The organism is Dactylosporangium sp. NPDC050588 (assembly GCF_040654975.1).
Lineage (GTDB): Bacteria > Actinomycetota > Actinomycetes > Mycobacteriales > Micromonosporaceae > Dactylosporangium > Dactylosporangium maewongense.
The window spans coordinates 1-24,961 of sequence record NZ_JBFAJA010000055.1 but is presented as its reverse complement, the minus strand read 5'-3'; the positions used below and the strand labels follow the sequence as shown (position 1 = coordinate 24,961).

Genomic DNA, 24,961 nt, shown 5'->3' with positions numbered 1-24,961 from the left:
CGGCTGAGGCGGCGCGGTCCGAGAGGGCGGAGCGGGCAGCCAGGTGGTGGGCGGAGCGGTAGGGCAGGTTCGGTGCGGTGGCGGACGTGACCGCTGTCGGGGGTGGGTGGGGACTGGCGGAGGGGGTGCGGTCCGCGAGAGGGCGAGGGTGGAGAGGGTGCGTCAGGTGGTGGACAGGCGGCGGAGGGCGGCGCGGACGACGTCGGGCTTTGTGGTGTACCAGAACGGGGGGAGGGAGGCGCGCAGGTAAGGGCCGTAGCCGCGGGCCGTCTCCAGGCGGGAGTCGAGGACGGCCACGACGCCCTTGTCGGTGCGGGCTCGGATCAGGCGGCCGACGCCCTGGGCCAGGCGGACCGCGGCGATCGGGACGCTGACGGCGGCGAAGCCCGAGCCGCCGGCGGAGTCGACGGCGGCGGAGCGGGCGGCGGCGAGGGGCTCGTCGGGGCGGGGGAAGGGGAGGCGGTCGATGATGACGAGCTGGCAGGCGTCGCCTGGCACGTCGACGCCCTGCCAGAGGGACATGACGCCGAGCAGGCAGCTGTTGCGGTCGGTGCGGAACTTGCGGACGAGGATCGGCAGCGCCTCCTCGCCCTGCAGGAGGATCGTGATGCCGGGGGCGCGGGCGCGGAGGACCTCGGCGGCGCGCTCGGCGGCCTTGCGGGAGGAGAAGAGGCCGAGGGCGCGGCCGCCCAGGGACTGGACGAGCTCGACCATCTCGTCGGCCGCCGGCTCGGACAGGCCGGAGGTCTGCGGGCGGGGCAGGTGCGCGGCGACATAGAGGATGCCCTGCTTGGCATAGTCGAACGGGGAGCCCACGTCGAGCGAGCTCCACGCCAGGTCGGCCTCGTCGCGGGCGGCGGAGGCGCGCATGACCGCGTCGCGGGCGGCGGCCCCCGGCGACGAGGGCTGAGCCGGGACCGGCGCCGGGGCCGTGACAGGCAGGCCGAGCGAGCGGGCCACGGTGTCGAACTGCCCGCCGAGCGCCAGGGTGGCCGAGGTCGCGACGACGGTGCGCTCGTGGAACAGGTGCGTGTTGAGCGTGCCGGCGACCGAGAGGGGGGCGACGACCACCGCGCGGCGGCCGCGGTCGTCGCGCTCGATCCAGGTGACGTCGTGCTCGGAGTCGGAGAGGATGCGCTGGGCGATCTTGGTGAGGTCGGCGACCATGGTCTTGGCCTGCTGCTTGCGGACGGGGTCGGCGTCGTCGGCCTTGACCTCGCCGATCGCGTCGACCGCCTTGCGGCCGCCGCCGTCGAGGAGCGTGAGCGCCTCGCCGAGGGTGGTGGGCAGGCCGTCGGTGATGCGGCCCGCGGGGGCGTCGGCGAGCGCGACGGTGAGCGTGTCGCCGGCCTCCATGAGCCGGTCGGCGACGTCGTCGTCGACATAGGGGCGGCAGCGGCGGGCGGCGCGCTCCAGCAGCTCGGGGGTCAGCTCGGCCTGCGAGGCGGAGCTGACCCGGTCGGCGAGCTCGTGCGCCTCGTCGACGACGAGGAGCTTGTGCGGCGGGATGATCATGCGGCCGCTGAGCATGTCGACGGCGAGGAGGCTGTGGTTGGTGACGACGATGTCGGCCTCGCGGGCGCGGGCGCGGGAGGCCTCGGCGAAGCACTCCGACCCATAGGGGCAGCGGGCCGCCCCGACGCACTCGCGGGCGGGCATCGAGACCAGCTTCCATGCGGAGTCGTCGACGCCCGGGTCGAGCTCGTCGCGGTCGCCGGTCTCGGTCTCCATCGCCCAGTCGCGGAGGCGCTCGATGTGCTTGCCGATCCGCCCCGCCTCGCCGAGCCAGCGGGTCGGCCGGGCCTCGCCGACGTCGAAGAGCGCGTCGTCGGGCTCGTCGGCGGAGGTGCCCTCCAGCCGCGCCAGGCAGACATAGTGGTGCCGGCCCTTGAGCACGGCGAAGGTCGGGCGCCGGCGCAGCAGCGGCTCCACCGCGTCGGCGAGCCGGGGCAGGTCGTGGTCGACGAGCTGCGACTGCAGCGCGAGGGTGGCGGTGGACACCACGACGGGGCCGTCGACCAGCAGGGACGGCACGAGATAGGCCAGGGACTTGCCGGTGCCGGTGCCGGCCTGGACGAGCAGATGCTCCTCACTCGAGACGGCCGCGGCGATCGCCTCGGCCATCTGCTGCTGCCCCGGCCGCTCCATGCCGCCGGGCACGGCACCGACGGCAGCGGAAAGCAGATCAGCGGTCGCAAGCGTGGCAGTCACGACCAAGAAGCTACCGCCTCGGTACGACAGAAACCCGCGGGCACCAACACGATCAGTACTGTGGGCGCATGCCAAAGGTGGTCTACCGCAAGTTCGACGGTTCACTGCACTGGAACTACGAGACCAGGATCCTCGGCGAGGACGACCACGGCATCTGGGTCGGCGCCGACACCGGCACGATCGTGCACCGCGGACCGACGAGGACCGGCCCGGTCGAGGCGCCGCACGTGCTGCTCTTCCCGCGCCAGGCCTGGTGGACCGCGTGCTTCAACGCGGCACCGCACCGCACCGAGATCTACTGCGACATCACCACCGTCCCCCATTGGGTGGAGGAGACGGAGGTCACAATGATCGACCTGGACCTCGACGTCCGGCGCCGGCGCACGGGCGCGGTCGAGCTGCTCGACGAGGACGAGTTCGCCGCGCACCAGGTCAGGTACGCCTACCCGGCCGACGTGATCGCCGAGGCGCAGGCCAGCGCCGATTGGCTCTTCGGCGCCGTCTCGCAGCGCATCGAGCCGTTCGGCGACAAGTACCGCGACTGGCTAGACCTCGTCCAGTGACAGCTTCGCGGGGTTGAGCTGGTTGTAGAGCGCGGTCACGAGGCCCGAAGGGCTGATCGACAGGCAGGCGACGGCGGCGGCATCACCGAAGCGGACCACGAGCCCCGGGTCGCCGTTGACGAGCGCCACCTCCAGTGAAGCGTCGGCGTTCCTGCCGATGAGCCCGAGCACGAAGCGCGCCACGGCGGAGGCCCCGAGGATCGGCCGCCGGGCCGCGGACACCACGCCACCGCCGTCGCCGATCGCGACGACGTCCGGGGCGAGCAGCTTGAGCAGCGCGTCCATGTCCCCGCCGGCCGCTGCGGCGGTGAAGGCGGCCAGCACCGAAGCCTGCAGCGCCCGGTCCGTCGTGTGGCGGCGCTCCCCGTCGGCGACCGCCTTCCGCGCGCGGGAGGCCAACTGCCTGGCGTTCTCGGGTGTTGTACCGAGGGTCGCCGCCACCTCCGCGAACGGCACCGCGAACACGTCGTGCAGCACGAACGCCACCCGCTGCTCGGGGGTCAGGGCGTCGAGCACCATCAGCAGCGCGATGCTCACGCTGTCCCGGAAGGACACCCGCTCGCCCGGGTCGACCTGCGACGGGTCGGGGAGACGCTCCACCAATGGCGAAGGCAGCCACGGCCCCACGTAGGCCTCCCGGCGCACCTTCGCGGCCCGCAGCTGGTCGAGGCACAGCCGTCCGGTGACGGTGGTCAGCCAGGCCCGCAGGTCGGTGACCCCGGAGGTGTCCGCCCCGGCGTACCGCAGCCAGGCGTCCTGCACGACGTCCTCGGCATCGGCCCGGCTGCCGAGCATCCGGTACGCCACGCCGAAGAGATGGTCACGGTGCGCGCTGAACTGATCCACCACGACACCCATTCAAGCAGGGCGTTTCCCACCCGGGCGATATGCGTGTTACATACCATTTAGGGATGAGCAATGGTCTTGCCACGGTCGCCAGCGGCATGGTGGGCCTCGCGGCGATGGGCGCACTGGCCGCGGCGCGGGCGCGGCGCGGCCGGCCGTACCTCGCCGACGGCCTTCTCGTGGCGGTCGACGGCCCCGCCGACCCCGTCGCGGCCGCCGTCCGCGCCGGCTTCGCGGGCGTCGAGGTGGCCGTCCGGCTCGACACCGACACCGCGCCGCCGGTCCTGCGCCTGGACTGCGCCATGCCCGACGGCGAGCCGGCGCCGACCTTCGAGCAGGCCGTCCTGGAGCCCCTCGCGGCGCTGGTCGACGAGAGCCCGCTCGGCCGGGTCCACCCGCGCCGCGCCGAGCCGTTCCTGCTGCTCGTCCACGCCGACCCGGAGCCGGGTCCGCCGCCGCGCATGACGGCGCCGCAGCAGCGGGCCGCGCTGCTGCTGCAGGCCGCCCGCCCGGAGTACGAGGCCCTCGACCTCCTCCTGCGCCCGCGCGCCGAGCTGCTCACCACGTTCCTCGGCGGCCGCGTCGTGCCCGGCGCGATCACCGTCGTGCTCACCGGCCCGTACTGGTCCCGCGCCGACCTGCTCGGCGCCTACGAGCGGTTCGCGTTCCTGGAGGGCCGCTTCAGCGACCTGGAGCCCGGCGGCCTGCCCGTCACGGTCGCGCCGCTGGTCACCGAGGCGCTCGGCGCGCGGATCGGCTGGGACCCGCAGGAGGAGTGGCCCGAGTTCCCCGCGGAGGCGCGGCACATCCTGCGGTCGCTGGTCGCCGCCGCGCACGCCGGCGGCCGCCGGATCCGGTTCGTCGGCGTCCCCGAGGAGCCGCGGCACGTCCGCACGGCGTTCTGGCAGGAGCTGCGCGCCGCGGGCGCCGACCTCATCGCCAGCCGTCACAGGGCCCAACTCGCAAGGTTTCTCCGCAAACCGGTCGATCGCGAGCGAAAGCATCGGGCCGAGCCCCGGCGGCTGGCCGTACAAGATGAACAAATGCTGAACGGAAGATGAACTGCACAAGGTCACAGGACTGCGGTTCTGCCGAGCTCAGTGGCGGGATCTAGCATTCCCGCCGAGGACCAACCGGCCCTCGCGGATTTCGTTCACGTCTCGAGGTCAGGCTGTGCGTTTGAGGCTGCGTCCCAGCGACGATTCGTTCTACGACTTCTTCACCCGTGCGGCGGGGAACCTGGTGAAGGGCACGGAGCTGCTCTCCGAGCTCGCGCTCCCGGGTGTCGACGTGCAGACGGTCAGCGAGCGACTGGTCGAGGTCGAGCACGACAGCGACGCCATCACGCACGAGCTGTACAAGAAGATCAACTCCAGCTTCATCACGCCGTTCGACCGGGAGGACATCTACCGGCTCGGCTCGCTGCTCGACGACGTGATGGACCACCTCGAGGCGGTCGGCAGCCTGCTGTACCTGTACGGCCTCACCAAGCTGCCGTCGCTGCCCCGCGAGCTGCACGAGATCGTCAAGGTCCTCGACCAGCAGGCCCGCCTCACCGCCGACGCCATGCCGCGGCTGAAGACGATGAAGAACCTCGAGGAGTACTGGGTCGAGTGCAACCGCCTGGAGAACGAGGGCGACAACGCCTACCGCATGCTGCTCGTGCGGCTCTTCTCCGGTGAGTACGACGCGCTCACCGTGCTCAAGATGAAGGAGGTCGTCGACGAGCTCGAGGCCGCGTGCGACGCCTTCGAGCACGTGGCCAACACCGTCGAGACCATCGTCGTCAAGGAGTCGTGACATCAGCGCGCAGCTCATCGCGGTGCTGGCCGTCATTCTCGTGGCACTGGTGTTCGACTACACCAACGGGTTCCACGACGCGGCCAACGCGATCGCGACCTCAGTCTCCACCCGCGCGCTCAGCCCGCGCACGGGCCTGATCATGGCCGCGCTCGGCAACTTCGCCGGCGCGCACCTCGGCGGCCAGGTCGCCAAGACCGTCGGCAGCGGCATCATCCACCCGCCGAGCGGGATGAGCGGCCTCGGCATCGTGTTCGCCGGCGTCGTCGGCGCCATCGCGTGGAACCTCATCACCTGGTACTTCGGGATCCCCTCCTCCTCGTCGCACGCTCTGGTCGGCGGCCTGGTCGGCGCCTCGCTCGGCGCGATGCTCTTCGGCGTCGACGACGCCACCGTCCTGTGGGGCGGCATCGTGGAGAAGGTCGTCATCCCGATGGTGGCCTCGCCGCTGGTCGGCTTCACGCTCGGCGGCGTCGCGATGATCGCCATCATGTGGATCTTCCGGAACGGCAACCCCCGCAAGCTCAACAAGGGCTTCCGCTACGCGCAGACCGCCTCGGCCGCGGCGATGTCGGTCGGCCACGGCATGCAGGACGCCGCGAAGACCATGGGCATCGTCGTCCTCGCCCTGTACGCCGGCGGCTACCAGGACAACACCAGCCACATCCCCGAGTGGGTGTTCTGGACCTCCTCCACGATGCTGGCGCTCGGCACGTACTCCGGCGGCTGGCGGATCATCCGCACCCTGGGCCGCAAGGTCATCGACCTCGACCCGCCGCAGGGCTTCGCCGCCGAGACCGTCGCCTCGGGCGTGCTCTTCACCACCTCGTGGCTCGGCGTGCCGATCTCGACGACCCACACGATCACCTCGGCGATCATGGGCGTCGGCGCGACGAAGCGGCTCTCCGCGGTCCGGTGGAGCGTGGCCGGCAACATCCTGGTCGCCTGGGTCCTCACCTTCCCGGCCGCGGGAGCCATCGCCGTCCTCGCCTACGCGATCTCCCGCTGGATGTTCTGAGCCCCATAGGCCCTAGGGGCGGCCGTACGTGTCCCGGAGCGGCAGGCGCATCTCGGTGCGCAGGCCGTTCTCGGTGAGCTCGATCGGGTGCCGCGGGTCGATGCGGTTGGCGGTCGCGGGGTCGCCGTCATCGTCGATGGGCAGCCCGGTCGCCTGCCGTTCGAGGTTGAGCACCGGGTTGCCCAGACCGTCCACGTCGCGTCCGCTGGCGCCGTTGTACGGGTGCTCGTCGGCCGTCCCGTGCGTGAAGTCGTACACGTGCGCCAGCTCGTGGAACAGCGTCGACAGCGGCGGGCGGCCGTCCTGCAGGGCACCCCACGCCGGGTTGTAGCGGATCACCGGCCACGGCCCCGCGGCGGCGTAGCCGTTGTCGTCCGCCACCGGCCGGATGGTGATCGGCACCGCGGTCGCCTGCAGCGCGGCCAGCATCTGCCGGCCGGCGGGGGAGGCGGCGAGCAGGTCCAGGTCCGTCCGGACCCGCTCGGCGAACTCCGCGTCGCCGTCGATCCGGATGAACGCGTCCATGGCCGTCGCGACCCCGGTCATGTGCTCGACCCCGGCGGCCCGGTCGTCGCCCTGGCCGTAGAGCAGGTCGTCGCCCTCACCGCCGCGCACGGCGTCGGCGCCGGCACCGGAGTAGACGACGTCGTCGCCCGCCCCGCCGGTCAGCGTGTCGTCGCCCTGCCCGCCGGACAGCACGTCCCGGCCGTCGCCACCGTCGAGGACGTCGTCGCCGGTGCCGCCCTCCAGGTAGTCGCCGCCGGCGCCGCCGGTCAGGATGTCCCGGCCGGAGAGCCCGTAGAGCACGTCCGCGCCCTCGCCGCCGTCGAGCCGGTCGTCGCCCGCCCCGCCGTCGAGGTGGTCGCCGGAGTCGCCGCCGAAGAGCGTGTCGTCGCCGCCGTTGCCGGCCAGCCGGTCCTCGCCGGCGCCGCCGTCGACGGTGTCCGCGCCGGCCCCGGCACTGATCACGTCGTCGCCGTCGCCGCCGAAGAGCAGGTCGTCGCCGTCGCCGCCGTCGACGCGCGCCACGCCGCCGCTGCCCCAGAGCCGGTCGTCGCCGCCGCCGAGCGCGGCCGTCTCGGCCTTTTGGTCGCCGCCCCGCCACGGTCCCAGGCTCACCAGGTCGTCGCCGTCGCCCGCGCGCACCGTGTCCGCTCCCGCGCCGGCGAGCAGCGTGTCGTCGCCGGCACCGCCCTCCAGCGTGTCGTCGCCAGAGCCGCCGAGCACGGTGACCGCGCCGCCGCCCTCCACGCGGACGGTGTCGTCGCCCGACCCGGCCCGCACGACCAGCCGCGCACCCGCCGGCACGCGCACCGGCACCCCGCCGACCAGCACGATCCTGCTGCCGTCGGCCTCGGTGCGCACCGTCACGACGTCGTCGCCGGCGCCGGCGTCCACCACGACGCTGCCGGCCACGATCACGTCGACGGCGTGTGACGCCTCGGCCGCCGCCAGCCAGCCCTCGACGCGCCCCGCCGCGATCTCGCTCCAACCGGCCGCCACCGCCGCCCACCGCGGTCGTGCCGATCGAAGCGCGGCGTCGTGCACGACCAGCGCCTGCGCGATCTCCGACCGGATCGTCGCGGCCTCGGTGACGGCCCGCCCGACCGCGGTGGCCTGCACCGGATCCGCCGGGCTGAACGTGACCCCGTCCAGCCCTCGCCGGTGCGGCACGGCGGCGATCGCCCGCCACGCGTCGTCGAGCAGGTCCTGGCCCCGCCGCAGCAGCGCCGCCATCGCCTCGTACCGGTAGGCGACCTCGGGCGCCAGCCCCGTCACGGCGTCCAGGTCCCGGCCTAGCCTGCCCCGGTGCGACTGGAAGCTGTCGGCCGCGTCGCCCGCCCAGACCAGCCGCCGCGCCGCCGTGTCGAGCGCCGTGCGCGCCGCGTCCGCGTCCCGCCCCACCTGCCGCCACACCACGGCCGCCGCGTCGAGCAGCGCGGGCCGCGCCTCGAGCCGCCACAGGTCGTCGACGGTGACCGCGTCCATGACCAGCCCCGCGTTCGTCATGCCGGCGCTCCGCGGGAGCCGCCCATGCGCTGGTCGGCGAGGCGGTCGGCCTCGTGATACGCGAACGCGGTGCGCCACAGGCGCTCGGCGTCGCCCTCCAGGACCGCCACCAGCCCGCTGATCACGGACTGGGCGTCCCGCAGGACCATGGTGCAGGTGCCGTGCAGGGCGGCGCCGCCGCCGAGGTTGCCGAACGCCGTCGCCGGGACCGGCAGGTCGCGGTAGCCGCCGCGGAAGTGGTCGCCCAGGTGCGCGGCCGCGGCCAGGCTCGCGTCGGCCAGGTCGCTCAGCGCGCCGGGATCGGCCCGGATCTCCTTCGCCATATCGCGCACGGTAATGGTGACACGACGAACGGATGGCCCCGTTCAGCTCGAGTAGTCAAGACCGACCTTTACCCGTACAACATCCAAAACCGTCAAAATGTCCAGCGTCTCCGACAGCGGGACCAGCGGGCTCTCGGTGCGGCCCTCCCGGATGCAGCGGTGCACCTCGGCGGCCTCGAAGTGGTAGCCGGCACCCTCGAACGGCAGGTCGACCGTCTCGGCCTCGCCGCCGCGCCAGATCGTGAAGCCGGACGGGTGGAAGAACTCGCGGGCCACCTCGATGCGGCCGGTCGTGCCGGTCACGGTCGCCCGGCGGGCGCTGTCGCCGACCAGCGAGCAGGTCAGCGCGGCGAGCGCGCCGGAGTCGTAACCGAGCAGGATGCCGGTGTTCTCGTCGACACCGCCCGCGGTCATCCGCGCCCACGCCTGCACGCTGGACGGCGCGCCGAGGAACAGGTGCGCGAACGTCACCGGGTAGATCCCGACATCGAACAGCGCACCGCCGCCGAGCGCCCGGGACAGCAGCCGGTGCGACTCGTCCCACGGACCGGCCATGCCGAAGTCGGCGTGCACGGCGGTCGGGTCGCCGATCGCGCCGGCCGCGACGAGCTCGACCATCCGCCGGACGGCGGGGACGCAGCGCATCCACATCGCCTCCATGAGGAACACGCCGCGCTCGCGGGCGGTCGCCACGAGGGCCTCCGACGACGCGACGTCGAGCGTGAGGGGCTTCTCCGTCAGCGTCGCCTTGCCCGCCGCGAGCGACAGCATCGTCGCGTCGTAGTGCGCGGTGTGCGGCGTCGCCACGTAGATCGCGTCGACCTCCGGGTCGTCGGCCAGCGCCTGCCAGGAGCCGTGCGCCCGGGGGATCCCGTGCCTGGCCGCGAACCGCTCGGCGCTCTGCGCGGTGCGCGAGCCGACCGCGGCGACCTCCGCGTCGGGCAGCAGGCGCAGGTCTTCGACGAACGTGCTCGCGATGCTGCCGGTGGACAGGATGCCCCAGCGAATGCGGTCGGCCATGGCGTTCAATCTAGTGCTCGGCGGGGTACCCGGACCGTCGTGGGAGCAGATGAGCAGCACCGCAGGCCAGACGGTGTCTCCGACGCCACCGTCGAGGCGCTGGGCAAGTTGAGCGAGGCCCTGGAGTGCGTCGAGCGAGCCCGCGGGCGCCTCTACGACCTGCACCAGCTGATCGGCCACGCCGACCTGATGCTGGACGAGGCCGTCAGGCTCTTCCGCGAGGCCGGCCACCCGAAGCTCGCCGAACGGATCCAGACCGACCTGGTGGGCCGCAACGTCATCGCGGGCCACTGGACGTTCCAGATCGTCGAGGACTTCGACGACGACTACTACGCCACCTTCAAGGACCTCGACCGGACCGCCCGCGACGAGCTCGTCCAGGGCCGCCGGCACCTCTACGAGGCCGAGATGAAGGAGCGGCGCCGCACCCACGGCCGTCCCGGGCACGAGCAAGGCCCTAGTGTGGCCTGATGGTCGAGTTCCGTCTGCCACCCGCCCTCGCCGAGCAGGCCCGTCAGTTCGCGGCGTCGGGTGCTGCACCGGTGGAGCCCCGCCTGGCCAGCACCGTGGTGCTCCTGCGGGCGCCGTTCGAGGTGTACCTGCTGCGCCGGGTCCCCACGATGGCCTTCGCCGCGTCGATGTACGTGTTCCCCGGCGGCGGCGTCGACCCGCGGGACGCGGCGGTGCAGCCCGGCTGGGCCGGCCCGTCGCCGGCGGAGTGGGCGGCGCGGCTGCGGCTGCCGGAGTCCGTGGCGCGCTCGGTGGTCTGCGCGGCGGTCCGGGAGGTGTTCGAGGAGTCCGGCGTGCTGCTGGCGGGCGCGGACGTGGACACCGTGGTCGGGGACGTGAGCGGGCCCGACTGGGAGCGGGCCAGGATCGCGCTGATCCAGCGGGAGCTGGGCTTCGCCGAGTTCCTCACGGACAACGGTCTCGTGCTGCGCTCCGACCTGCTGGCGCCCTGGTCGCGCTGGATCACGCCGGAGTTCGAGCCGCGGCGCTTCGACACGTACTTCTTCCTCGCCGCCCTGCCGGAGGGTCAGGTCACGAGGGACGTCGGCGGCGAGGCCGACGACACGGTGTGGTGCTCGCCGGCCGAGGCCGCCGACGGCCGCTTCACGATGCTGCCGCCCACCATGCACACGCTCGTCGAGCTGGCGGAGGCGGCTGGGGCGGGCGGCATCGAGGCGGCCCTGGCGGCGGCGTCGGACCGTGACCCGGCCGACGCCATCCGCCCTGTCTGACCCACGCGCTTAACCGAACCGGCCGGTGATGTAGTCCTCGGTCTTCTTCACCGACGGGTTGGTGAAGATCTTCGCGGTGTCGTCGTACTCGATGAGGCGGCCGGGGTCGCCGGTCTTGTCGATCGAGAAGAAGCCGGTGCGGTCCGAGACGCGCGCCGCCTGCTGCATGTTGTGCGTGACGATCACGATCGTGTACTGGTTCTTCAGCTCCGTGATCAGGTCCTCGATCGCGAGCGTGGAGATCGGGTCGAGCGCCGAGCAGGGCTCGTCCATCAGCACGACCTGCGGCTCGACCGCGATGGCGCGGGCGATGCACAGGCGCTGCTGCTGACCGCCGGACAGGCCGGCGCCCGGGCGGCCGAGCCGGTCCTTGACCTCGTTCCACAGGTTGGCGCTGCGGAGCGCCTTCTCGGCGACCTCCTCGAGCACCGACTTCTTGCGCACGCCGTTGAGCCGCAGGCCGGCCACGACGTTGTCGAAGATCGACATGGTCGGGAACGGGTTGGGCCGCTGGAAGACCATGCCGATCATCCGGCGGACGGCGGTGACGTCGACGTCCTTGTCGTAGATGTTCTGCCCGTCGATGAGGAGCTGCCCCTCGATCCTGGCGTTGGGCAGGACCTCGTGCATCCGGTTGATCGACCGCAGGAACGTCGACTTGCCGCAGCCGGACGGCCCGATGAGAGCGGTGACCGACTTCGGCTCGATCGTCATCGAGACGCCGTCGATGGCCTTGAAGGATCCGTAGTACGAGGTGACACCGTGGGCTTCGATGCGCTTTGCCATGTGGGGCGCTCCAGAGAGGGTCATCGGGCGAGCTTGTTTCGGTGGGCCAGAAGCTTCGCCGCGACGGTAAGGACCAGGACGAGGACGACCAGCGTGAGGGCCGCCGTCCAGGCGCGGCCGGGCGCGAACTCCGAGGCGACCCCGGCCTGCTCGAAGACGAACAGGGAGAGGGACGACTGGTTGCCGCTGAACACGTTGAAGTTGATCGAGTTGAGGCCGCCGGCGACCAGCAGGACCGGCGCGGTCTCACCCGCGGCCCGGGCCACCGCCAGCATGACGCCGGTGACGATGCCCGGCAGTGCCGTCGGCAGCACGATGCTGACGATCGTCTTCCAGCGGGCCACGCCGAGCGCGTAGGCGCCCTCGCGCAGCGCGCTGGGCACGAGCCGCAGCATCTCCTCGGTGGAGCGGACGATGGTCGGCAGCATCAGCACGCTCAGCGAGAGCGCGGCCGCGAAGCCCGAGTAGGCGGCCCGGCCGTCGTTGAACAGCGGCGTGACCGTGAAGACCCAGAACGACAGGATGAACAGGCCCGACACGATCGACGGGATGCCCGTCATGACGTCGACGAAGAAGCGGATCGCGTTGGCCAGGAAGCCGCGGCCGTACTCCACGATGTAGATCGCGCCGAGGATGCCCAGCGGCACCGTGATCAGCGTGGCGAGACCGGCCTGCTCGAGCGTGCCGATGATCGCGTGGTAGGCGCCGCCGTTGCTGTCGAACGCGCCGATGTTGTTCATCGACGTGCCGAAGAAGTTGCCGTCGAGGCGGGTGGTGCCCTTGCTGACCAGGGTCCAGGCCACCGACATCAGCGGGGCCAGGGCCAGGATGAACGCGCCGTAGATCAGCGTGGTGGCGATCCGGTTGCGGGCCGCGCGGCCGCCCTCGACGATCGAGGCGGCGATCGCGAAGAACGCCACGAACAGCACGGCCGCGACGACCCCGGTGAGGACCAGACCGCCGGCGGAGGTCAGGTAGATCAGGACGAACGCCACGGCGATCGCGGCGGCGGCCGCCGCCCAGGCCGACCACGACGGCAGGGACTTGCTGCGCAGCTGCTGGCCGCTGCTCAGCCCGACGACGCGCTCAGGGGTTTCGACGCTCATCATGCGCTCCCGACGAATTCGCGGCGCCGGTAGATGATCGCGCGCGCGGCCATGTTGACGACCAGCGTGATGGCGAACAGCACCAGACCGGAGGCGATGAGGGCACCGCGACCGGTGTCGTTGGCCTCACCGAACCGGTTGGCGATGTTGGAGGCGATGGTGACACCGCCGGGGCCGAGGAAGTCCCACTTGATGTCGTAGACGCCGCCGAGGGTCAGCGCGAGGGCGATCGTCTCGCCGAGCGCGCGGCCCAGGCCCAGCATGACCGAGGCGATGATGCCCGCCTTGCCGTAGGGGAGCACGGCGGTGCGGATCATCTCCCACTTGGTGGAGCCGAGCGCGAGCGCGGCCTCCTGGTTCTCCGGCGGGGTCTGCATGAAGACCTCGCGGGAGAGCGAGGTGACGATCGGCAGGACCATGATCGCCAGGACGATCGAGCCGAGCAGGATCGACTTGCCGTAGGGGCCTTCGCTGCCGAAGATCGGCAGCCAGCCGAGCGTGTCGTGCAGCCACTTCGAGAAGTTGGTGATCGGCTCGTAGAAGTAGTCGCGACCCCAGAGACCGAACACGACGCTGGGGACGGCGGCGAGCAGGTCGATCACGAAGCCGAGGCTGGTGGCCACCCGGCGGTGCGCGTAGTGCGACAGGCACAGCGCGATGCCGAGGGCCACCGGCACCGCCAGCAGCAGCGCGAGCGCACCGGTGAGCACCGTGCCGAAGACCGTCGCCGCGACACCGAACTGCGGGGTGTCGCCGTCGGTGAACCACGACTTGTAGGTGAAGAAGTTCTCGGTGTCCTTGTTGATCGCCGGGATGGCCTTGACGATCAGGAAGACGGCGATGGCGGCGATGATGACGAGCACCATCGAGCCGGCAGCTGTCGCGGTGCCACGGAAGATCATGTCAGCGCCGAGACGGCGCTTCCTCGGAAGACCGCCACCTCCGCCGGGCGAACCGGCGGAGGTGGCAGGCAGCGTCTGCTGGCTCAAGGAGAGTCCTGTCAGGCCAGGTTCTTGATGGAGGCAGCGACCTTGGTCTGGACCGACTCGGGCAGCGGGGCGTAGCCCAGCTTCTCGAGCTGAGCCTGGCCGGCGGCGCTCACGGTGTAGCCGAGGAAGCCCTTGACCAGGTCGAGCTTGTCGGCCGGGGTGCCCTTGCTGCAGACGATCTCGTAGGTCACCAGGATGATCGGGTAGGCCCCGGCCTCCTTGGTGGCGTAGTCGATCGAGAGCTTCAGGTCGTCACCGGTACCGGTGATCTTGGCGCCCGCGACGGTCTTGCCGGCCGCGGCACCGGTCAGCGCGGTGTACTCACCGGCGCCGTTGAAGATCTTGGCGGTCGAGAGCGAGTTGACCTTGGCGAAGGACCACTCGACGTAGCCGATCGCGCCGGGCGCCTTCTTGATCGCGCCCGCGACGCCGTCGGAGCCCTTCTCGGCCTGGCCGCCGGTGGCCTTCCAGACCTTGTCCTTGCCGAAGGTCCAGGTGCCGGCCGCGGCCTTGTCCAGGTAGCCCGTGAAGTTCTCGGTGGTGCCCGAGGACTCCTGGCGGTGGATGGCGTTGATCGGGGTCGACGGGAGCGTCGCGCTCGGGTTGTCGGCCTTGATGGCGGCGTCGTCCCACTTGGTGATCGAGCCACCGAAGATCTTGGCGAGGGTCTCCGGCTTGAGCTGGAGGTCCTTCACGCCGTCGAGGTTGTAGGCGATCGCGATCGGGCCCGTGACCATCGGCAGGTTGAGCGCCGGGTTGCCGCCGCAGCGCGCGGTGGCCTTGGTGGTCTCGTCGCCGTCCTTGAGGGCCGAGTCGGAGCCCGCGAAGTCGGCCGTGCCACCCGAGAAGGCGGTGATACCGGCACCGGAACCGGTGCCCTGGTAGTCGATCTTGGCGTCGGTGCACTTCTGCTGGTACGCCTTGATCCACTCGTCCATCGCGTTCTTCTGCGCGGACGAGCCCTGGGCCGTCAGCGAGCCCTTGGCGCAGGTGATGTCGGACGCCGCGGTGCTGCCACCGCCGGTGCCCGGCGTGCTGGGGGTCTCGTTGTTATCCGAGCCGCACGCGGTGAGCGCCAGCGTCGCGGTGAGCGCGATGCCGGCCATGATGCCGTGCCGCTTGAAGTTCACTGCGGTCCCTTCGTCGGGGTACTGCCGACGGGGGTCGTCGACTGAAAGCGACGCTAAGAGCGCTAGGTAACCGGTCCTCCGGAGGCGGGTGAACGCACGGTGAACAGGTGCTTCGGGGAAGGTGACGCCTGGTCGGAGGCCAGTTTGCCAATGGGTGAACTGCCCAGTGGAGATAGCCGGTGCCCGTTTTGCGTCAGCGCGTCGTGGCGCCGTCCCGCGGCCCGGACCGCTGGAAGCTCACGTCCATCGCCCAGCGTACGAACCCCAGCCGCTGGTAGAGCGACACGGCCCGCCGGTTCTCCTCGTCGACGTAGAGCATGACCTGCGAAAGCCCGCGGGAGCGCAGGTGCCAGAGGCCGGCGAGGGTCAGCGCGCGGCCCAGCCCGCCGCCGTGCGCGCCGGGCGCGACGCCCAGCACGTAGACCTCGCCGATCGGGTCGTGCGAGCGATCCTCGGGATCGCCGTGGATCTTGGTCCAGTGGAAGCCGACGAGCTCTTCCGGCGGATCCTGGCGGAACGCTAGGAGGAAGCCGGCCGGGTCGAACCAGGGCTCTTGAATCCGCACGCGCAGGTCGTCGAGGGTCCACCTGCCCTGCTCGGGGTGGTCGGCGAAGGCGGCCGCGTTGACCGCGAGCCAGGCGGCCTCGTCCTCGCCCGGGCGGAACCCGCGCAGGGTCACCCCGTCGGGCAGCGCCACCTCGTCCAGCGGCGCGAACAGTGACCGCCGCAGTTGCAGCAGCACCCGGGCCCGGTCGAAGCCGAGCCGGATCGCGAGGGCGGAGGCCGACGGGTGGTCGCCGTGCGCCCACAGCCGCAGCCGGCCGCCGGAGCGCTCGTCGGCGACCGCGATCGCCGCCTCGGCGAGCGCCCGCCCGATCCCGCGCCGCCGGTGCTGCGGGTGCACCGCCAGCTCGGCCGACGCGCCCGCGACCGCGTCGGTCGTGTCGACGTGCGCATACCCCGTGACGGTGCCGGCGGCGTCGCGCGCCAGCAGGTGCACCGCCTGCGTCTCGCCCCCGTGCCGCAGGTGCAGCACCACGTGCTCCGACAGCGGCAGCGCCCCGTCGGTGTCGCCGGCGGCCTGGCTCAGCGCGAGCACCTGGTCGACCTGCGTGGTGGAGAGGCGGTCCAGCTGCTCGACGGTCACGGGCCAAGCCTAGAGCAGACCCTTACCGGGATCGGCCCGTGCGGCGGCCTGTGCGTCGGCCCTGTGTGTCGGCCCTGTGCGGCGGTCAGACCCGCACCGGCTCGGACTCGTGCAGCGGGCGGGCCGGCGGGACCACGAACTTGTAGCCGACCTGGCGCACCGTGCCGATCATCGACTCGTACTCCGAGCCGAGCTTCGCGCGCAGGCGCCGCACGTGCACGTCGACCGTGCGGGTGCCGCCGAAGTAGTCATAGCCCCAGACCTCGCGCAGCAGCTGGTCGCGGGTGAAGACCCGGCCGGGGTGCTGGGCGAGGAACTTGAGCAGCTCGAACTCCTTGTAGGTGAGGTCGAGCGGGCGGCCCTTGAGCTTCGCCGCGTAGGTGTCGGGGTCGATCGTCAGCTCGCCGGCCTTGATCATGCCCCCGCTCGCGGCCGCGGCCGAGTTGAGCCGGCCGACGCCCAGCCGCAGCCGGGCCTCGATCTCGGCGGGGCCGGCGCTGGCCAGGACGACGTCGTCGAGGCCCCAGTCGGCGTGCAGCGCGACGAGGCCCGCCTCGGTCACCACCGCCAGCAGGGGCACACCCAGGCCGGTCGCGTGCAGCATCCGGCAGGTCGCGCGGGCGTCGGCAAGCTCCGTGCGGGCGTCGACGATCACCGCGTCGGGGCTCGGACCGTTCACCAGTGTGCGGACATCGCGCGGGGCGGTGCGCACAGTGTGGGGCAGCAGGTCGAGGCCGGGCAAGACCACCTGGCCCGCGGGAGCCGCGGTCAGCAGCAAGATCTCCACGAGTCACCTCCGCGGCTCTGTTTCGTCCCGGCCACACTGACGGGAGGTTGTGGGGGTATCTCAGCCCAAGAATATCGGAGTATTCATCGTTTGCGACCAGCGGCAATCCAGATCGGGACAGTCGGCTGAGCCACACTCCACCGTTCCCCGCCGCGTGCTATGCGCGATTTGGTCATCCCGGTGGGGGTCGGGTGAGGGGAGTTCTGGCACCATCGGGGCGTGCCCGCTACCCCGCCCTCCGCCGAGAACCACGCCGAGGACCACGGCGCCTGGCCTTCGGCCGCCGACGAGGCGCCCCGGCGCCGGCGCCGGGAGCAGGCCGACGTCCCGGACAATCCCGAAACGCCGGGACAGATCCCCCCGGTGCGGCGCATGGTCTCCCTCGGCATCGCAGGGTTCGCGGCCCTGATGACCGTCGGGCTCGTCGTCGGCGCGCAGACCAGGCACGAGTCCTACGCCGTGGTGATCTTCGGCGTGCAGGTCCTGTTCGTCGGCGTGTGGATCATCGCCGGCCGGCCGCCGGCCCCGCGCGTCGTCGCCGCCGTCGGTATAGCGGTCGCCGTCGGCACCGACGTCGCCGCGGTGCTCACCCGCCCGGCGTCCCTCGCCCCGCTGGCGTATGTCACCGCGGCCGGGTTCATCGTCGGCGTCGTCGGCCAGCTCACCCGCCCCGCGGGGCGCCAGCGGGTCACCGAGTCGCTCGGCTCCTCGCTCGTGGTCACCCTCGGCGTCGTGGCCTTCGCCAGCGTGATCGTCCTCGGCCGGATCCCGCGCGGCACCCAGGCGATCGTCGCCTGCCTCGCCGCCGCCGGCATCGCCATCGTGATCGCCCGGCTCACCGACGCGATCGTCGCGCTGCCCCGCATCGCGCCGCAGGTCCCGCGCGGCGGCGCCGGCGTCGTGCTCGGCGCGATGGTCGGCACCGCCGCCGCCGGCGCGATCGGCAACCTGCTCGACGGCATCACGCCGCTGCCGAGCGCCCTGGCCGGCCTGGCCACCGCCATCGTCGCCGTCATGGTGGACCTGTCCGTCGGATATGCCGAGGCCAGCCGCGTCATCGACGGCGACGAGCCCGCCATGTACCTCGCCCGCCACATCCAGGGGCCGATGGGGGCCTTCGCCTTCGCCGCGCCCGCCGCCTACGTCGCCAGCACGCTGTTACTGCTCTAGTACTGCTGTAGGGCCCCGCGGTTGCGAGGGTAGGAAATCCTGGTGGCTGGGTACGTCCGGTAACACCCACCCCGGGGCGCGGAAGGAGAGCTGTGGCGAGCAGAGGTGCCAAGGTCAGCATCGTGCTGGTCGTGCTGGCGGTCATCCTGGTCGGAGTGCTCTTCGTCGCGGACCGGATCGCGGCCAGCACCGCCCAGGACCGCATCACCGACGAGACCCGCAAGCAGCTCGCGGCCAACTCCGTCACCTACGAGGGCGACCCCTCGGTGAAGATCGCCGGCTTCCCGTTCCTCACCCAGGTGCTCGCGGGGGAGTACGAGAAGATCAGCATCGCCCTGAGCAAGCCGCAGATCGACAACGTGAAGCTCGAGACGCTCAACGTCGACGCCAAGTCGGTCAAGGCCGACGCGCGCGACCTGATCAACGGCCGGGGCGAGGTGGTGGCCGGCGAGGTCACCGGCCAGGCCACCATGACCTGGGACAACGTCCGGAAGCTGCTGGAGTTCACCAACCTGCCGCAGGGTGTGGACCCCTCCGCCGTCGACGTGAAGGTGGTCAACAACAAGATCGAGATGCGGATCCCGTTCGTGTACCAGGGGTTCAAGGTCACGATCATCGCCAACGGCAGCATGGTCGTCGAGTCGGGCAAGGTCCGGCTCAAGCTCGACTCGGTCACCACCGACCAGGGCAACCTGCCGAAGCTCGTCAACGACTTCATCCAGGCCAACAAGAGCCGGCTCCAGGTCACCGTCAAGCTGCCGGGCCTGCCGTACAACCTGGTGATCAACTCCGCGGAGACGACCGACTCGGGCCTGCGCGTCACCGCCTCCGCGAAGGACGTTCCCCTGTCCGAGCAGTGATCAGGTCTCCTTCCGGCCGGTGATCGTGCCCCTTCCGGGCAGTGATCAGGTCCAACAGGCGGACAGTGACCAAGCGGACCCTGGGATGACACCTCCAGCGGTGCTAGGCTGCCTGACCATGAGCATGCTGCTCACCAGACGGCGCGCGGTCGACCTGTGCCGCGTGGCCACCTGCCTGTGTTGCCGCCCCTAGTGGTGCGGCCCTGCAGCGTGCTCGACTAACGGCTCGAGGCAGCGGCGCCCCAGACCGATGGGTCTGGCGGGCGATTCCCAGTCCGCGGCAGTTCTCAGACCCATCGCCGAAACCGTGATCCGTCCCCTCGGGTCGCGCGCGGCGTGGTGCACACCCCGACCCGTGTGCCGACTCGACCCACCCCAAAATCGTCCCTGGGAGAGAAAACACTCATGAGTCGCGAGAGCGCACTGGTCACGGCCGACTGGGCCGAGCAGAACATCGGTGCCGACAACGTGGTCTTCGTCGAGGTCGACGAGGACACCGCCGCCTACGACGGCGGCCACATCGCCGGAGCGGTCAAGATCAACTGGAAGACCGAGCTGCAGGACCAGGTCCGCCGGGACTTCGTCAACAAGGAGCAGTTCGAGGCCCTGCTGTCCAGCAAGGGCATCGGCAACGACGACAAGGTCGTCCTCTACGGCGGCAACAACAACTGGTTCGCCGCGTACGCGTACTGGTACTTCAAGCTCTACGGCCACGGCGACGTCAAGCTGCTCGACGGCGGCCGCAAGAAGTGGGAGCTCGACGGGCGCCCGCTGACCAAGGACGAGGTCAGCCGCCCCGCCACCAGCTACGTCGCGGCGCACGACCAGGACCTGTCGATCCGCGCGTTCCGCGACGACGCCGTCAAGGCGATCGGCGTGCAGAACCTCGTCGACGTCCGCTCGCCCGACGAGTACGCGGGCCGCCTCCTCGCCCCCGCCCACCTCCCGCAGGAGCAGGCGCAGCGCCCGGGCCACATCCCGACCGCCGTGTCCGTGCCGTGGAGCAAGGCGGCCAACGAGGACGGCACCTTCAAGTCCGACGACGACCTGCGCGAGATCTACGCCGCCGCAGGCCTCGACGACAGCAAGGCGACCATCGCCTACTGCCGCATCGGCGAGCGCTCCTCGCACACCTGGTTCGTCCTCAAGGAGATCCTCGGGCACAGCGACGTGCGCAACTACGACGGTTCCTGGACCGAGTACGGCTCCCTTGTCGGTGTCCCCGTCGCCGTCGGCGACGAGCCCGGCAACGCGTGAAAGGCAGAGCATCATGAGTGTTGCTGACAGCTGCGGCGCCCCCGAGCAGAGCGCGCCGATCCCCGCTTCCGTCGACGTCGAGAAGGAAACCGTCATCACGGGCGTCGTGAGCTCCGGCGACGGCCCCGTCGGCGGTGCCTACGTGCGCCTGCTCGACGCGACCGGCGAGTTCACCGCCGAGGTCGTCACCTCGCCGGCCGGGCAGTTCCGGTTCTTCGCCACGCCCGGCAACTGGACGCTGCGCGCCCTGTCCCGCCAGGGCAACGGCGACGCGAGCCTCGCCGCCGCCCGCGGCATCAACGAGGTCGCGGTCGCGGTCGCCTGACCTTCGCACGCACCGTGCCGCCGCCCTCCGGGCCCAACCCCGGGGGGCGGCGGCATTTGGCGGCACTGTGGTGGGCTGCGAGGATTGCCGCCGTGAAACGTCGCTGGATCATCGCCGCAACGGTGGCCTGGGCCCTCGTGGTGGCCGGATTCGCCTACTACTCCTCGCGCCACGGCACGCCGACCTCCCGCGACCAGACCACCATCGCGCAGGGCCTGCCCATCGCCGACCAGGCCCTCGGCCGCATCGCCGCCGCGGTCGACCCGGCCACCTCCGTCCCGGTGCTCGGCGGCTACACGCGCGTCGACCGCAGCTGCCGGGTCACCTCCGCCCGCGAGGGCACCCGTTTCGAGCGCGTGTTGCTGGTGTACGTGAAGAAGGGCACCGAGCCGGACGTCCTCGACCGGATCAGGGCGGCCCTGCCCGCGTCGTACGACGTCCACCTCGTGAGCGGCCCGAGTAGCCACTCGATGACCGCCGACGCCGGTGGGTTCGTCGCGGTGCGCGGCAGCGTCATCCAGCCGGGTCAGCTGCGCTTCACCGCCGACACCGGCTGCCGGGTGCAGGACGCCCCGGTCGAGGAGGCGACCCCGCAGTCGCAGACCGCCAACCGCGCGCCCGTCCAGGCCGTCCTCGACACCCTCAAGCAGACCCCGTCGCAGTGGCGGACCCACCGGGTCACCTGCCCCGGCGGCGGCGCCCTGTGGACCGTCGAGGCCGTCACCACCGGCGACGGCGCCGCGTCCCGCACCACGGTCCCGGCCTCCGCGGTCGTCCTCGACGAGCCGAAGCTCTTCGCCTTCCGCGCGGGCGAGGCGGGTGTCGCCCTGCGCGTCGACGGCAGCGAGCTGCACATCACCTCGACGGCGGGCTGCTAGCCCTCAGTACACGAGCGCCTGCGCGCCCTCCTCGAGGGCCTCCTCGACGAAGACGGCCGCGCCCGCGATGCGGATGCCGGGGATGACGTCGTCGGGACCGATGCCGCGCCGGGCGGCGCACTGGGTGCACAGCGTGACCGTGCCGCCCGCCAGCACCGCGTCCAGCAGGTCGGCCAGCGGTGCCGCGTGCGGCAGCTCGAACTGCGCCGCCCGGCCGGGCAGCGCGAACCACGCGGACTCCCCGGTCAGCCAGAGCGAGGTGGCGACGCCGCCGGCGAGGGCGGTCGCGGCCACCGTGAAGGCCTGCGAGCAGCGTTCCGGGGCGTCCGAGCCGGCGGTTGTCTTGATGACCAGAGAGCGTGCCATGCCTCGCAGCATAGGATTCGGGGGATGGTTACCGAGATCGGGTTCGTCAGCTTGCTGGTCGCCGGGATGGGCGCCCTCGCAGGCGGGCTGATCTATCTCGCGGTGAGGGTGTCGAGGGGGCGTTGGTGACAGACGAACAGCCGCCATGGGCCGGGTTGGCCCAGGTCGGGGAGTACCCGTACGAGGAGACGCACGACCTGCGGGTCGGCCCGGACCTCCATCCCGCGCTGCTGGGGCTGCTGCCGCTGGTCGGGGTGTGGCGCGGGCGCGGCCAGGGCGACTACCCGACGATCGAGGGCTTCCACTACGCGCAGGAGATCCGCTTCAGCCACGACGGGCGGCCGTTCCTGTTCTACGAGTCGCGCGCCTGGGTGATCGACGTCGACGGCAACCCGATCAAGCCCAGCAACCGGGAGACCGGCTGGTGGCGGCCGGTGCTCGCGGACGGCAAGGCGACCGACGAGGTCGAGGTGCTGCTCAGCCAGCCGACCGGGATCATGGAGCTCTACATCGGCCAGGCCAAGGGCACCACGCAGTGGGACATGGCCACCGACGCGGTGGTGCGCACGTCGACCGCCAAGGAGGTCCGCGGCGCCAAGCGGCTCTACGGGATCGTCGAGGGGGCGCTGCTCTACGCGTTCGACCTCGCCGCCGTCGGCCAGCCGCTCCAGCCGCACCTGTCCGCCCGCCTGGAGCGCGTCGCGGGCTGAGTCGCGCGTTAATCTGAACGTCGTGGGTTTCGATGATCTGGCCGCAGTGCTCCGGTCGCGGGGCCTGCGGCTGACCGCGCCCCGGCAGCTCGTGCTCGAGTCGGTCTACCGGTTGCGCCACGCGACGCCCGACCAGATCCACGCAGACGTCAGCGAGCGCGCCGCCGGGGTCAACATCACCACCGTCTACCGCACGCTGGAGCTGCTCGAGGAGCTCCAGCTGGTGACGCACGCGCACCTGTCGCACGGCGCGCCCACCTACCACCCGCTCGGCGAGCACCAGCACGCCCACCTCGTGTGCCGGGGCTGCGGCGACGTGCAGGAGCTGCCGCCACCCATGCTCGAGGGCCTCGCCGAGGACCTGCGCACCACCCGCGGCTTCCGCCTCGACATCGGCCACGTGGCCCTGTTCGGCGTGTGCGGCAGCTGCGGTTCCAAAGAGGAGTAGTCCCGTGAAGCCAGTTACTGTGGCGTCCATCGATCCCTCGGCCGCCGACGGTGCCGCGGTCGCGCACTACGGCGACCCTGCCCGCGAGCAGAAGATCCTCGACACCGGGGCCGGGCTGGTCGACCGCTCGCACCGCGACGTCCTGGCCGTGCCCGGCGCCGACCGGCTGACCTGGCTGCACAGCCTCACCACCCAGCACCTGACCGGCCTGGACCCCATGAGCGGCTCGGAGCTGCTCGTGCTGTCGCCGCACGGGCACGTGGAGCACCACGCGATGCTCGTCGACGACGGCACGACCACGTGGCTGGACCTGGAGCCGGGCGCCGGCGCGGGCCTGCTGACGTTCCTGTCCCGGATGATCTTCATGATGCGGGTCGAGCCCGCCGACGTGACCGCCGACCGGGCGGTGCTGTCGATCGTCGGCCCGCACACCGACGAGGCCCTGCGGGTGCTCGGCGTCTCGCTCGCCGCGCCCGACGTGGTGCCCGTGCCGCCGGCGAAGTTCGCGACCGGGGTGGTGCCGCCCCGGCCGACCGCGCGCTACGCGGCGGCCGCGCTGCCGGCGTTCGACGGGCTGGTCCGCCGGGTGGAGGGCGGCGCGGACCTGATCGTGCCGCGGTCCGCGGTGCCCGACCTGGTCGCCGCCGCGCAGCTCCCGCCGGCCGGGATCTGGGCTTACGAGGCGCTGCGGGTCGCGGCGCGGCGCCCCCGGTTCGGCTTCGAGACCGACCACAAGACCCTGCCCGCGGAGGTCGGCTGGACGGCGCACGCCGTGCACCTGGAGAAGGGCTGCTACCGGGGGCAGGAGACGATCTCCCGGGTGCACCACCTCGGCCGGCCGCCGCGCAAGCTGGTGCTGCTGCACCTGGACGGCATCGCCACCGACGAGCTCCCCGCGCCGCACACCGAGGTCATTCGGGACGGCCGGGCGGTCGGGTTCGTCGGCACCGCCGCCCGCCACTACGAGCTCGGCCAGATCGCGCTCGCCGTCGTCCGGCAGAACGTCAACGAAGACGGGGGTCAATTGCTGGTGGGCCCGTCCACGGCCGCGATCGACCCGCTGTAGAAAGAGCCATGACAACAACGACGTTGATCACGGTGGCGCCCACCGGCGCCGAATCGAGCAAGGCCGACGTGCCAGCGCTGCCGGTGACCCTGGACGAGCTGGTCACGACCGGCAAGGAGTGCCAGGCGGTGGGCGCCTCGATCATCCACGTGCACCTGCGCGACGACGACGCCCGGCCGACCCTCGACCTCGGCCGGCTGAAGGACGCAGTCGCCGCGCTGCGGGCCGAGACCGACCTCATCGTCCAGCTCTCCAGCGGCGGCGCGGTCACCGACCCGGAGTCCGACCGGCTCCGCGTCCTCGACGCCGGGCCCGACATGGCCTCCTGCACGATGGGCACGGTCAACTTCGGCGACGACGTGTTCCTCAACCGGTGGTCGTTCATCGTCGAGCTGCACACCCGCATGCGTGACCGGGGGATCGTCCCCGAGTACGAGATCTTCGACCTCGGCCAGCTCACCACGCTGCGCCGCCTGCTCGACAAGCACGGGCTGCCCGCCGGCGGGCACGTGCACCTCGACCTGGTCATGGGCGTGCCCGGCGGGATGCCCGCCACCGCCGAGGCCCTGGTCGCCTGCGTGCAGGCGATGCGCGACCTGCCGTCCGGCACCACGTTCTCGGCCACCGGCATCGGCCGCGGCACGCTGCCGGTCCTGCTCGCGTCGCTGTCGGCGGGCGGGCACCTGCGGGTCGGCATGGAGGACACCGTCACCTACGCCAAGGGCGCGCCGGTGGAGAGCAACGCGCAGCTCGTCGCGCGGGCCTCCGCCTTCGCCCGGCTCGCCCAGCGCCCGCCGATGACCCCGTCCGACGCCCGCGCGCTGCTGGGGATCCCGGCGTGAGCGGTCCGGAGCGGAGCGGAGGAGCCGCGAACCGGCATTGCAGGTCTGGCTCAGGCCGACGC

General features: G+C 71.9%; 29 protein-coding genes. 17 read left to right on the top strand and 12 right to left on the bottom strand.

Annotation, left to right across the window (positions count from 1 at the left end):
- Window positions 1–162 precede the first annotated feature (162 nt).
- Window positions 163–2,148: an ATP-dependent DNA helicase gene (locus AB0I21_RS33655; RefSeq protein ID WP_360567295.1), complete on the bottom strand. Its 1,986-nt coding sequence runs from the start codon at window positions 2,146–2,148 to the stop codon at window positions 163–165.
- 131 nt (window positions 2,149–2,279) lie between these two features.
- Between AB0I21_RS33655 and AB0I21_RS33650 the strand changes: the two genes are divergently transcribed.
- Window positions 2,280–2,774, top strand: a complete 495-nt coding sequence (locus tag AB0I21_RS33650; protein WP_360567210.1) for a DUF402 domain-containing protein — start codon at window positions 2,280–2,282, stop codon at window positions 2,772–2,774.
- Here AB0I21_RS33650 and sigJ read toward each other — a convergent pair.
- A complete protein-coding gene (gene sigJ, locus AB0I21_RS33645) occupies window positions 2,757–3,620 on the bottom strand; it encodes an RNA polymerase sigma factor SigJ (RefSeq protein ID WP_360567208.1) in 864 nt (287 codons plus the stop codon). The genes AB0I21_RS33650 and sigJ overlap by 18 nt on opposite strands.
- A 65-nt stretch (window positions 3,621–3,685) precedes the next feature.
- On the opposite strand from sigJ, the gene AB0I21_RS33640 reads away from it, so the two are divergent.
- The 3 genes from AB0I21_RS33640 to AB0I21_RS33630 all read left to right on the top strand — a co-directional run bounded on the left by AB0I21_RS33640 (window position 3,686) and on the right by AB0I21_RS33630 (window position 6,438).
- The gene (locus tag AB0I21_RS33640; protein WP_360567206.1) at window positions 3,686–4,681 is read left to right on the top strand and encodes a hypothetical protein; all 996 of its coding nucleotides are present in this window, start codon (window positions 3,686–3,688) and stop codon (window positions 4,679–4,681) included.
- A 112-nt stretch (window positions 4,682–4,793) separates the two neighbouring features.
- Window positions 4,794–5,420 (top strand): DUF47 family protein, encoded by a 627-nt coding sequence (locus AB0I21_RS33635; protein WP_360095910.1) that lies wholly within the window; start codon window positions 4,794–4,796, stop codon window positions 5,418–5,420.
- 1 nt (window position 5,421) lies between these two features.
- On the top strand, window positions 5,422–6,438 hold the full coding sequence (locus AB0I21_RS33630; RefSeq protein WP_360567294.1) for an inorganic phosphate transporter: 1,017 nt from the start codon (window positions 5,422–5,424) through the stop codon (window positions 6,436–6,438).
- A 12-nt stretch (window positions 6,439–6,450) separates the two neighbouring features.
- Here AB0I21_RS33630 and AB0I21_RS33625 read toward each other — a convergent pair whose 3' ends face one another.
- From AB0I21_RS33625 to AB0I21_RS33615, 3 genes are read right to left on the bottom strand one after another with little or no spacing between them, the layout of a single operon-like run.
- The gene (locus AB0I21_RS33625) at window positions 6,451–8,448 is read right to left on the bottom strand and encodes a M91 family zinc metallopeptidase (protein ID WP_360567204.1); all 1,998 of its coding nucleotides are present in this window, start codon (window positions 8,446–8,448) and stop codon (window positions 6,451–6,453) included.
- Window positions 8,445–8,771, bottom strand: a complete 327-nt coding sequence (locus AB0I21_RS33620; protein ID WP_344511485.1) for a hypothetical protein — start codon at window positions 8,769–8,771, stop codon at window positions 8,445–8,447. Before AB0I21_RS33620 ends, AB0I21_RS33625 begins: the two co-directional genes overlap by 4 nt.
- Window positions 8,772–8,813: 42 nt before the next feature.
- The gene (locus tag AB0I21_RS33615) at window positions 8,814–9,791 is read right to left on the bottom strand and encodes a Gfo/Idh/MocA family oxidoreductase (protein ID WP_360567202.1); all 978 of its coding nucleotides are present in this window, start codon (window positions 9,789–9,791) and stop codon (window positions 8,814–8,816) included.
- Window positions 9,792–9,830: 39 nt separating this feature from the next.
- On the opposite strand from AB0I21_RS33615, the gene AB0I21_RS33610 reads away from it, so the two are divergent.
- Window positions 9,831–10,262 (top strand): hypothetical protein, encoded by a 432-nt coding sequence (locus AB0I21_RS33610; RefSeq protein WP_360567200.1) that lies wholly within the window; start codon window positions 9,831–9,833, stop codon window positions 10,260–10,262.
- Window positions 10,262–11,032 (top strand): NUDIX hydrolase, encoded by a 771-nt coding sequence (locus AB0I21_RS33605; protein WP_360567199.1) that lies wholly within the window; start codon window positions 10,262–10,264, stop codon window positions 11,030–11,032. Before AB0I21_RS33610 ends, AB0I21_RS33605 begins: the two co-directional genes overlap by 1 nt.
- Window positions 11,033–11,041: 9 nt before the next feature.
- On the opposite strand, the gene pstB is transcribed toward AB0I21_RS33605, so the two are convergent.
- The 6 genes from pstB to AB0I21_RS33575 form a co-directional block, all read right to left on the bottom strand.
- Window positions 11,042–11,818, bottom strand: a complete 777-nt coding sequence (gene pstB, locus AB0I21_RS33600) for a phosphate ABC transporter ATP-binding protein PstB (protein WP_344511493.1) — start codon at window positions 11,816–11,818, stop codon at window positions 11,042–11,044.
- Between the two features lie 20 nt (window positions 11,819–11,838).
- Window positions 11,839–12,924, bottom strand: a complete 1,086-nt coding sequence (pstA, locus tag AB0I21_RS33595; protein WP_360567197.1) for a phosphate ABC transporter permease PstA — start codon at window positions 12,922–12,924, stop codon at window positions 11,839–11,841.
- The gene (gene pstC / locus AB0I21_RS33590) at window positions 12,924–13,826 is read right to left on the bottom strand and encodes a phosphate ABC transporter permease subunit PstC (RefSeq protein ID WP_354901072.1); all 903 of its coding nucleotides are present in this window, start codon (window positions 13,824–13,826) and stop codon (window positions 12,924–12,926) included. Before pstC ends, pstA begins: the two co-directional genes overlap by 1 nt.
- Window positions 13,827–13,924: 98 nt before the next feature.
- On the bottom strand, window positions 13,925–15,043 hold the full coding sequence (gene pstS, locus AB0I21_RS33585; RefSeq protein WP_360567195.1) for a phosphate ABC transporter substrate-binding protein PstS: 1,119 nt from the start codon (window positions 15,041–15,043) through the stop codon (window positions 13,925–13,927).
- Window positions 15,044–15,236: 193 nt separating this feature from the next.
- On the bottom strand, window positions 15,237–16,190 hold the full coding sequence (gene mshD / locus AB0I21_RS33580; protein WP_360567194.1) for a mycothiol synthase: 954 nt from the start codon (window positions 16,188–16,190) through the stop codon (window positions 15,237–15,239).
- A gap of 85 nt (window positions 16,191–16,275) precedes the next feature.
- Window positions 16,276–16,977: a response regulator transcription factor gene (locus AB0I21_RS33575; RefSeq protein ID WP_344511503.1), complete on the bottom strand. Its 702-nt coding sequence runs from the start codon at window positions 16,975–16,977 to the stop codon at window positions 16,276–16,278.
- Between the two features lie 219 nt (window positions 16,978–17,196).
- On the opposite strand from AB0I21_RS33575, the gene AB0I21_RS33570 reads away from it, so the two are divergent.
- From AB0I21_RS33570 to AB0I21_RS33545, 6 genes are all read left to right on the top strand, one after another.
- Window positions 17,197–18,147 carry a hypothetical protein gene (locus tag AB0I21_RS33570; RefSeq protein WP_360567192.1) on the top strand — a complete coding sequence of 317 codons (951 nt, stop codon included), beginning with the start codon at window positions 17,197–17,199 and terminating at the stop codon, window positions 18,145–18,147.
- Window positions 18,148–18,239: 92 nt separating this feature from the next.
- Entirely contained in the window at window positions 18,240–19,007 is a 768-nt protein-coding gene (locus AB0I21_RS33565) for a DUF2993 domain-containing protein (protein WP_360567190.1), read from the top strand.
- 85 nt (window positions 19,008–19,092) lie between these two features.
- Window positions 19,093–19,200, top strand: a complete 108-nt coding sequence (locus AB0I21_RS33560; RefSeq protein ID WP_354901066.1) for an Ms5788A family Cys-rich leader peptide — start codon at window positions 19,093–19,095, stop codon at window positions 19,198–19,200.
- Window positions 19,201–19,412: 212 nt separating this feature from the next.
- Entirely contained in the window at window positions 19,413–20,264 is an 852-nt protein-coding gene (locus AB0I21_RS33555) for a sulfurtransferase (RefSeq protein WP_360567188.1), read from the top strand.
- A 13-nt stretch (window positions 20,265–20,277) separates the two neighbouring features.
- Window positions 20,278–20,589 carry a DUF1416 domain-containing protein gene (locus AB0I21_RS33550; protein ID WP_360567186.1) on the top strand — a complete coding sequence of 104 codons (312 nt, stop codon included), beginning with the start codon at window positions 20,278–20,280 and terminating at the stop codon, window positions 20,587–20,589.
- A gap of 92 nt (window positions 20,590–20,681) precedes the next feature.
- Window positions 20,682–21,467 carry a hypothetical protein gene (locus AB0I21_RS33545; protein ID WP_360567184.1) on the top strand — a complete coding sequence of 262 codons (786 nt, stop codon included), beginning with the start codon at window positions 20,682–20,684 and terminating at the stop codon, window positions 21,465–21,467.
- 3 nt (window positions 21,468–21,470) lie between these two features.
- Here the strand turns inward: AB0I21_RS33545 and AB0I21_RS33540 are convergent, their stop codons facing one another.
- On the bottom strand, window positions 21,471–21,845 hold the full coding sequence (locus AB0I21_RS33540; RefSeq protein WP_344511515.1) for a DsrE family protein: 375 nt from the start codon (window positions 21,843–21,845) through the stop codon (window positions 21,471–21,473).
- A 12-nt stretch (window positions 21,846–21,857) separates the two neighbouring features.
- Between AB0I21_RS33540 and mtfM the strand changes: the two genes are divergently transcribed.
- From mtfM to AB0I21_RS33515, 5 genes are read left to right on the top strand one after another with little or no spacing between them, the layout of a single operon-like run.
- Window positions 21,858–21,962 (top strand): small membrane protein MtfM, encoded by a 105-nt coding sequence (gene mtfM, locus AB0I21_RS33535; protein ID WP_033363477.1) that lies wholly within the window; start codon window positions 21,858–21,860, stop codon window positions 21,960–21,962.
- Entirely contained in the window at window positions 21,959–22,543 is a 585-nt protein-coding gene (locus AB0I21_RS33530; RefSeq protein WP_344511517.1) for an FABP family protein, read from the top strand. Before mtfM ends, AB0I21_RS33530 begins: the two co-directional genes overlap by 4 nt.
- A 22-nt stretch (window positions 22,544–22,565) precedes the next feature.
- Window positions 22,566–22,991, top strand: coding sequence for a transcriptional repressor (locus tag AB0I21_RS33525; protein WP_344511519.1), 426 nt, complete (start codon window positions 22,566–22,568; stop codon window positions 22,989–22,991).
- 4 nt (window positions 22,992–22,995) lie between these two features.
- On the top strand, window positions 22,996–24,057 hold the full coding sequence (locus AB0I21_RS33520) for a glycine cleavage T C-terminal barrel domain-containing protein (protein WP_360567181.1): 1,062 nt from the start codon (window positions 22,996–22,998) through the stop codon (window positions 24,055–24,057).
- A gap of 8 nt (window positions 24,058–24,065) precedes the next feature.
- Window positions 24,066–24,899, top strand: a complete 834-nt coding sequence (locus tag AB0I21_RS33515; RefSeq protein WP_344511523.1) for a 3-keto-5-aminohexanoate cleavage protein — start codon at window positions 24,066–24,068, stop codon at window positions 24,897–24,899.
- Window positions 24,900–24,961: the final 62 nt, after the last annotated feature.

What these genes read in the sequence shown, in the direction of transcription:
- AB0I21_RS33550 (WP_360567186.1), top strand. Translation starts at nt 20,278, where the DNA reads ATGAGTGTTGCTGACAGCTGCGGCGCCCCCGAGCAGAGCGCGCCGATC.
- mtfM (WP_033363477.1), top strand. Translation starts at nt 21,858, where the DNA reads ATGGTTACCGAGATCGGGTTCGTCAGCTTGCTGGTCGCCGGGATGGGC.
- AB0I21_RS33555 (WP_360567188.1), top strand. Translation starts at nt 19,413, where the DNA reads ATGAGTCGCGAGAGCGCACTGGTCACGGCCGACTGGGCCGAGCAGAAC.
- pstB (WP_344511493.1), bottom strand. Translation starts at nt 11,818, where the DNA reads ATGGCAAAGCGCATCGAAGCCCACGGTGTCACCTCGTACTACGGATCC.
- AB0I21_RS33615 (WP_360567202.1), bottom strand. Translation starts at nt 9,791, where the DNA reads ATGGCCGACCGCATTCGCTGGGGCATCCTGTCCACCGGCAGCATCGCG.
- AB0I21_RS33560 (WP_354901066.1), top strand. Translation starts at nt 19,093, where the DNA reads ATGACACCTCCAGCGGTGCTAGGCTGCCTGACCATGAGCATGCTGCTC.
- AB0I21_RS33620 (WP_344511485.1), bottom strand. Translation starts at nt 8,771, where the DNA reads ATGGCGAAGGAGATCCGGGCCGATCCCGGCGCGCTGAGCGACCTGGCC.
- pstC (WP_354901072.1), bottom strand. Translation starts at nt 13,826, where the DNA reads ATGATCTTCCGTGGCACCGCGACAGCTGCCGGCTCGATGGTGCTCGTC.
- AB0I21_RS33625 (WP_360567204.1), bottom strand. Translation starts at nt 8,448, where the DNA reads ATGACGAACGCGGGGCTGGTCATGGACGCGGTCACCGTCGACGACCTG.
- AB0I21_RS33640 (WP_360567206.1), top strand. Translation starts at nt 3,686, where the DNA reads ATGAGCAATGGTCTTGCCACGGTCGCCAGCGGCATGGTGGGCCTCGCG.
- pstA (WP_360567197.1), bottom strand. Translation starts at nt 12,924, where the DNA reads ATGAGCGTCGAAACCCCTGAGCGCGTCGTCGGGCTGAGCAGCGGCCAG.
- AB0I21_RS33515 (WP_344511523.1), top strand. Translation starts at nt 24,066, where the DNA reads ATGACAACAACGACGTTGATCACGGTGGCGCCCACCGGCGCCGAATCG.
- AB0I21_RS33540 (WP_344511515.1), bottom strand. Translation starts at nt 21,845, where the DNA reads ATGCTGCGAGGCATGGCACGCTCTCTGGTCATCAAGACAACCGCCGGC.
- AB0I21_RS33650 (WP_360567210.1), top strand. Translation starts at nt 2,280, where the DNA reads ATGCCAAAGGTGGTCTACCGCAAGTTCGACGGTTCACTGCACTGGAAC.
- AB0I21_RS33605 (WP_360567199.1), top strand. Translation starts at nt 10,262, where the DNA reads ATGGTCGAGTTCCGTCTGCCACCCGCCCTCGCCGAGCAGGCCCGTCAG.
- AB0I21_RS33655 (WP_360567295.1), bottom strand. Translation starts at nt 2,148, where the DNA reads ATGGAGCGGCCGGGGCAGCAGCAGATGGCCGAGGCGATCGCCGCGGCC.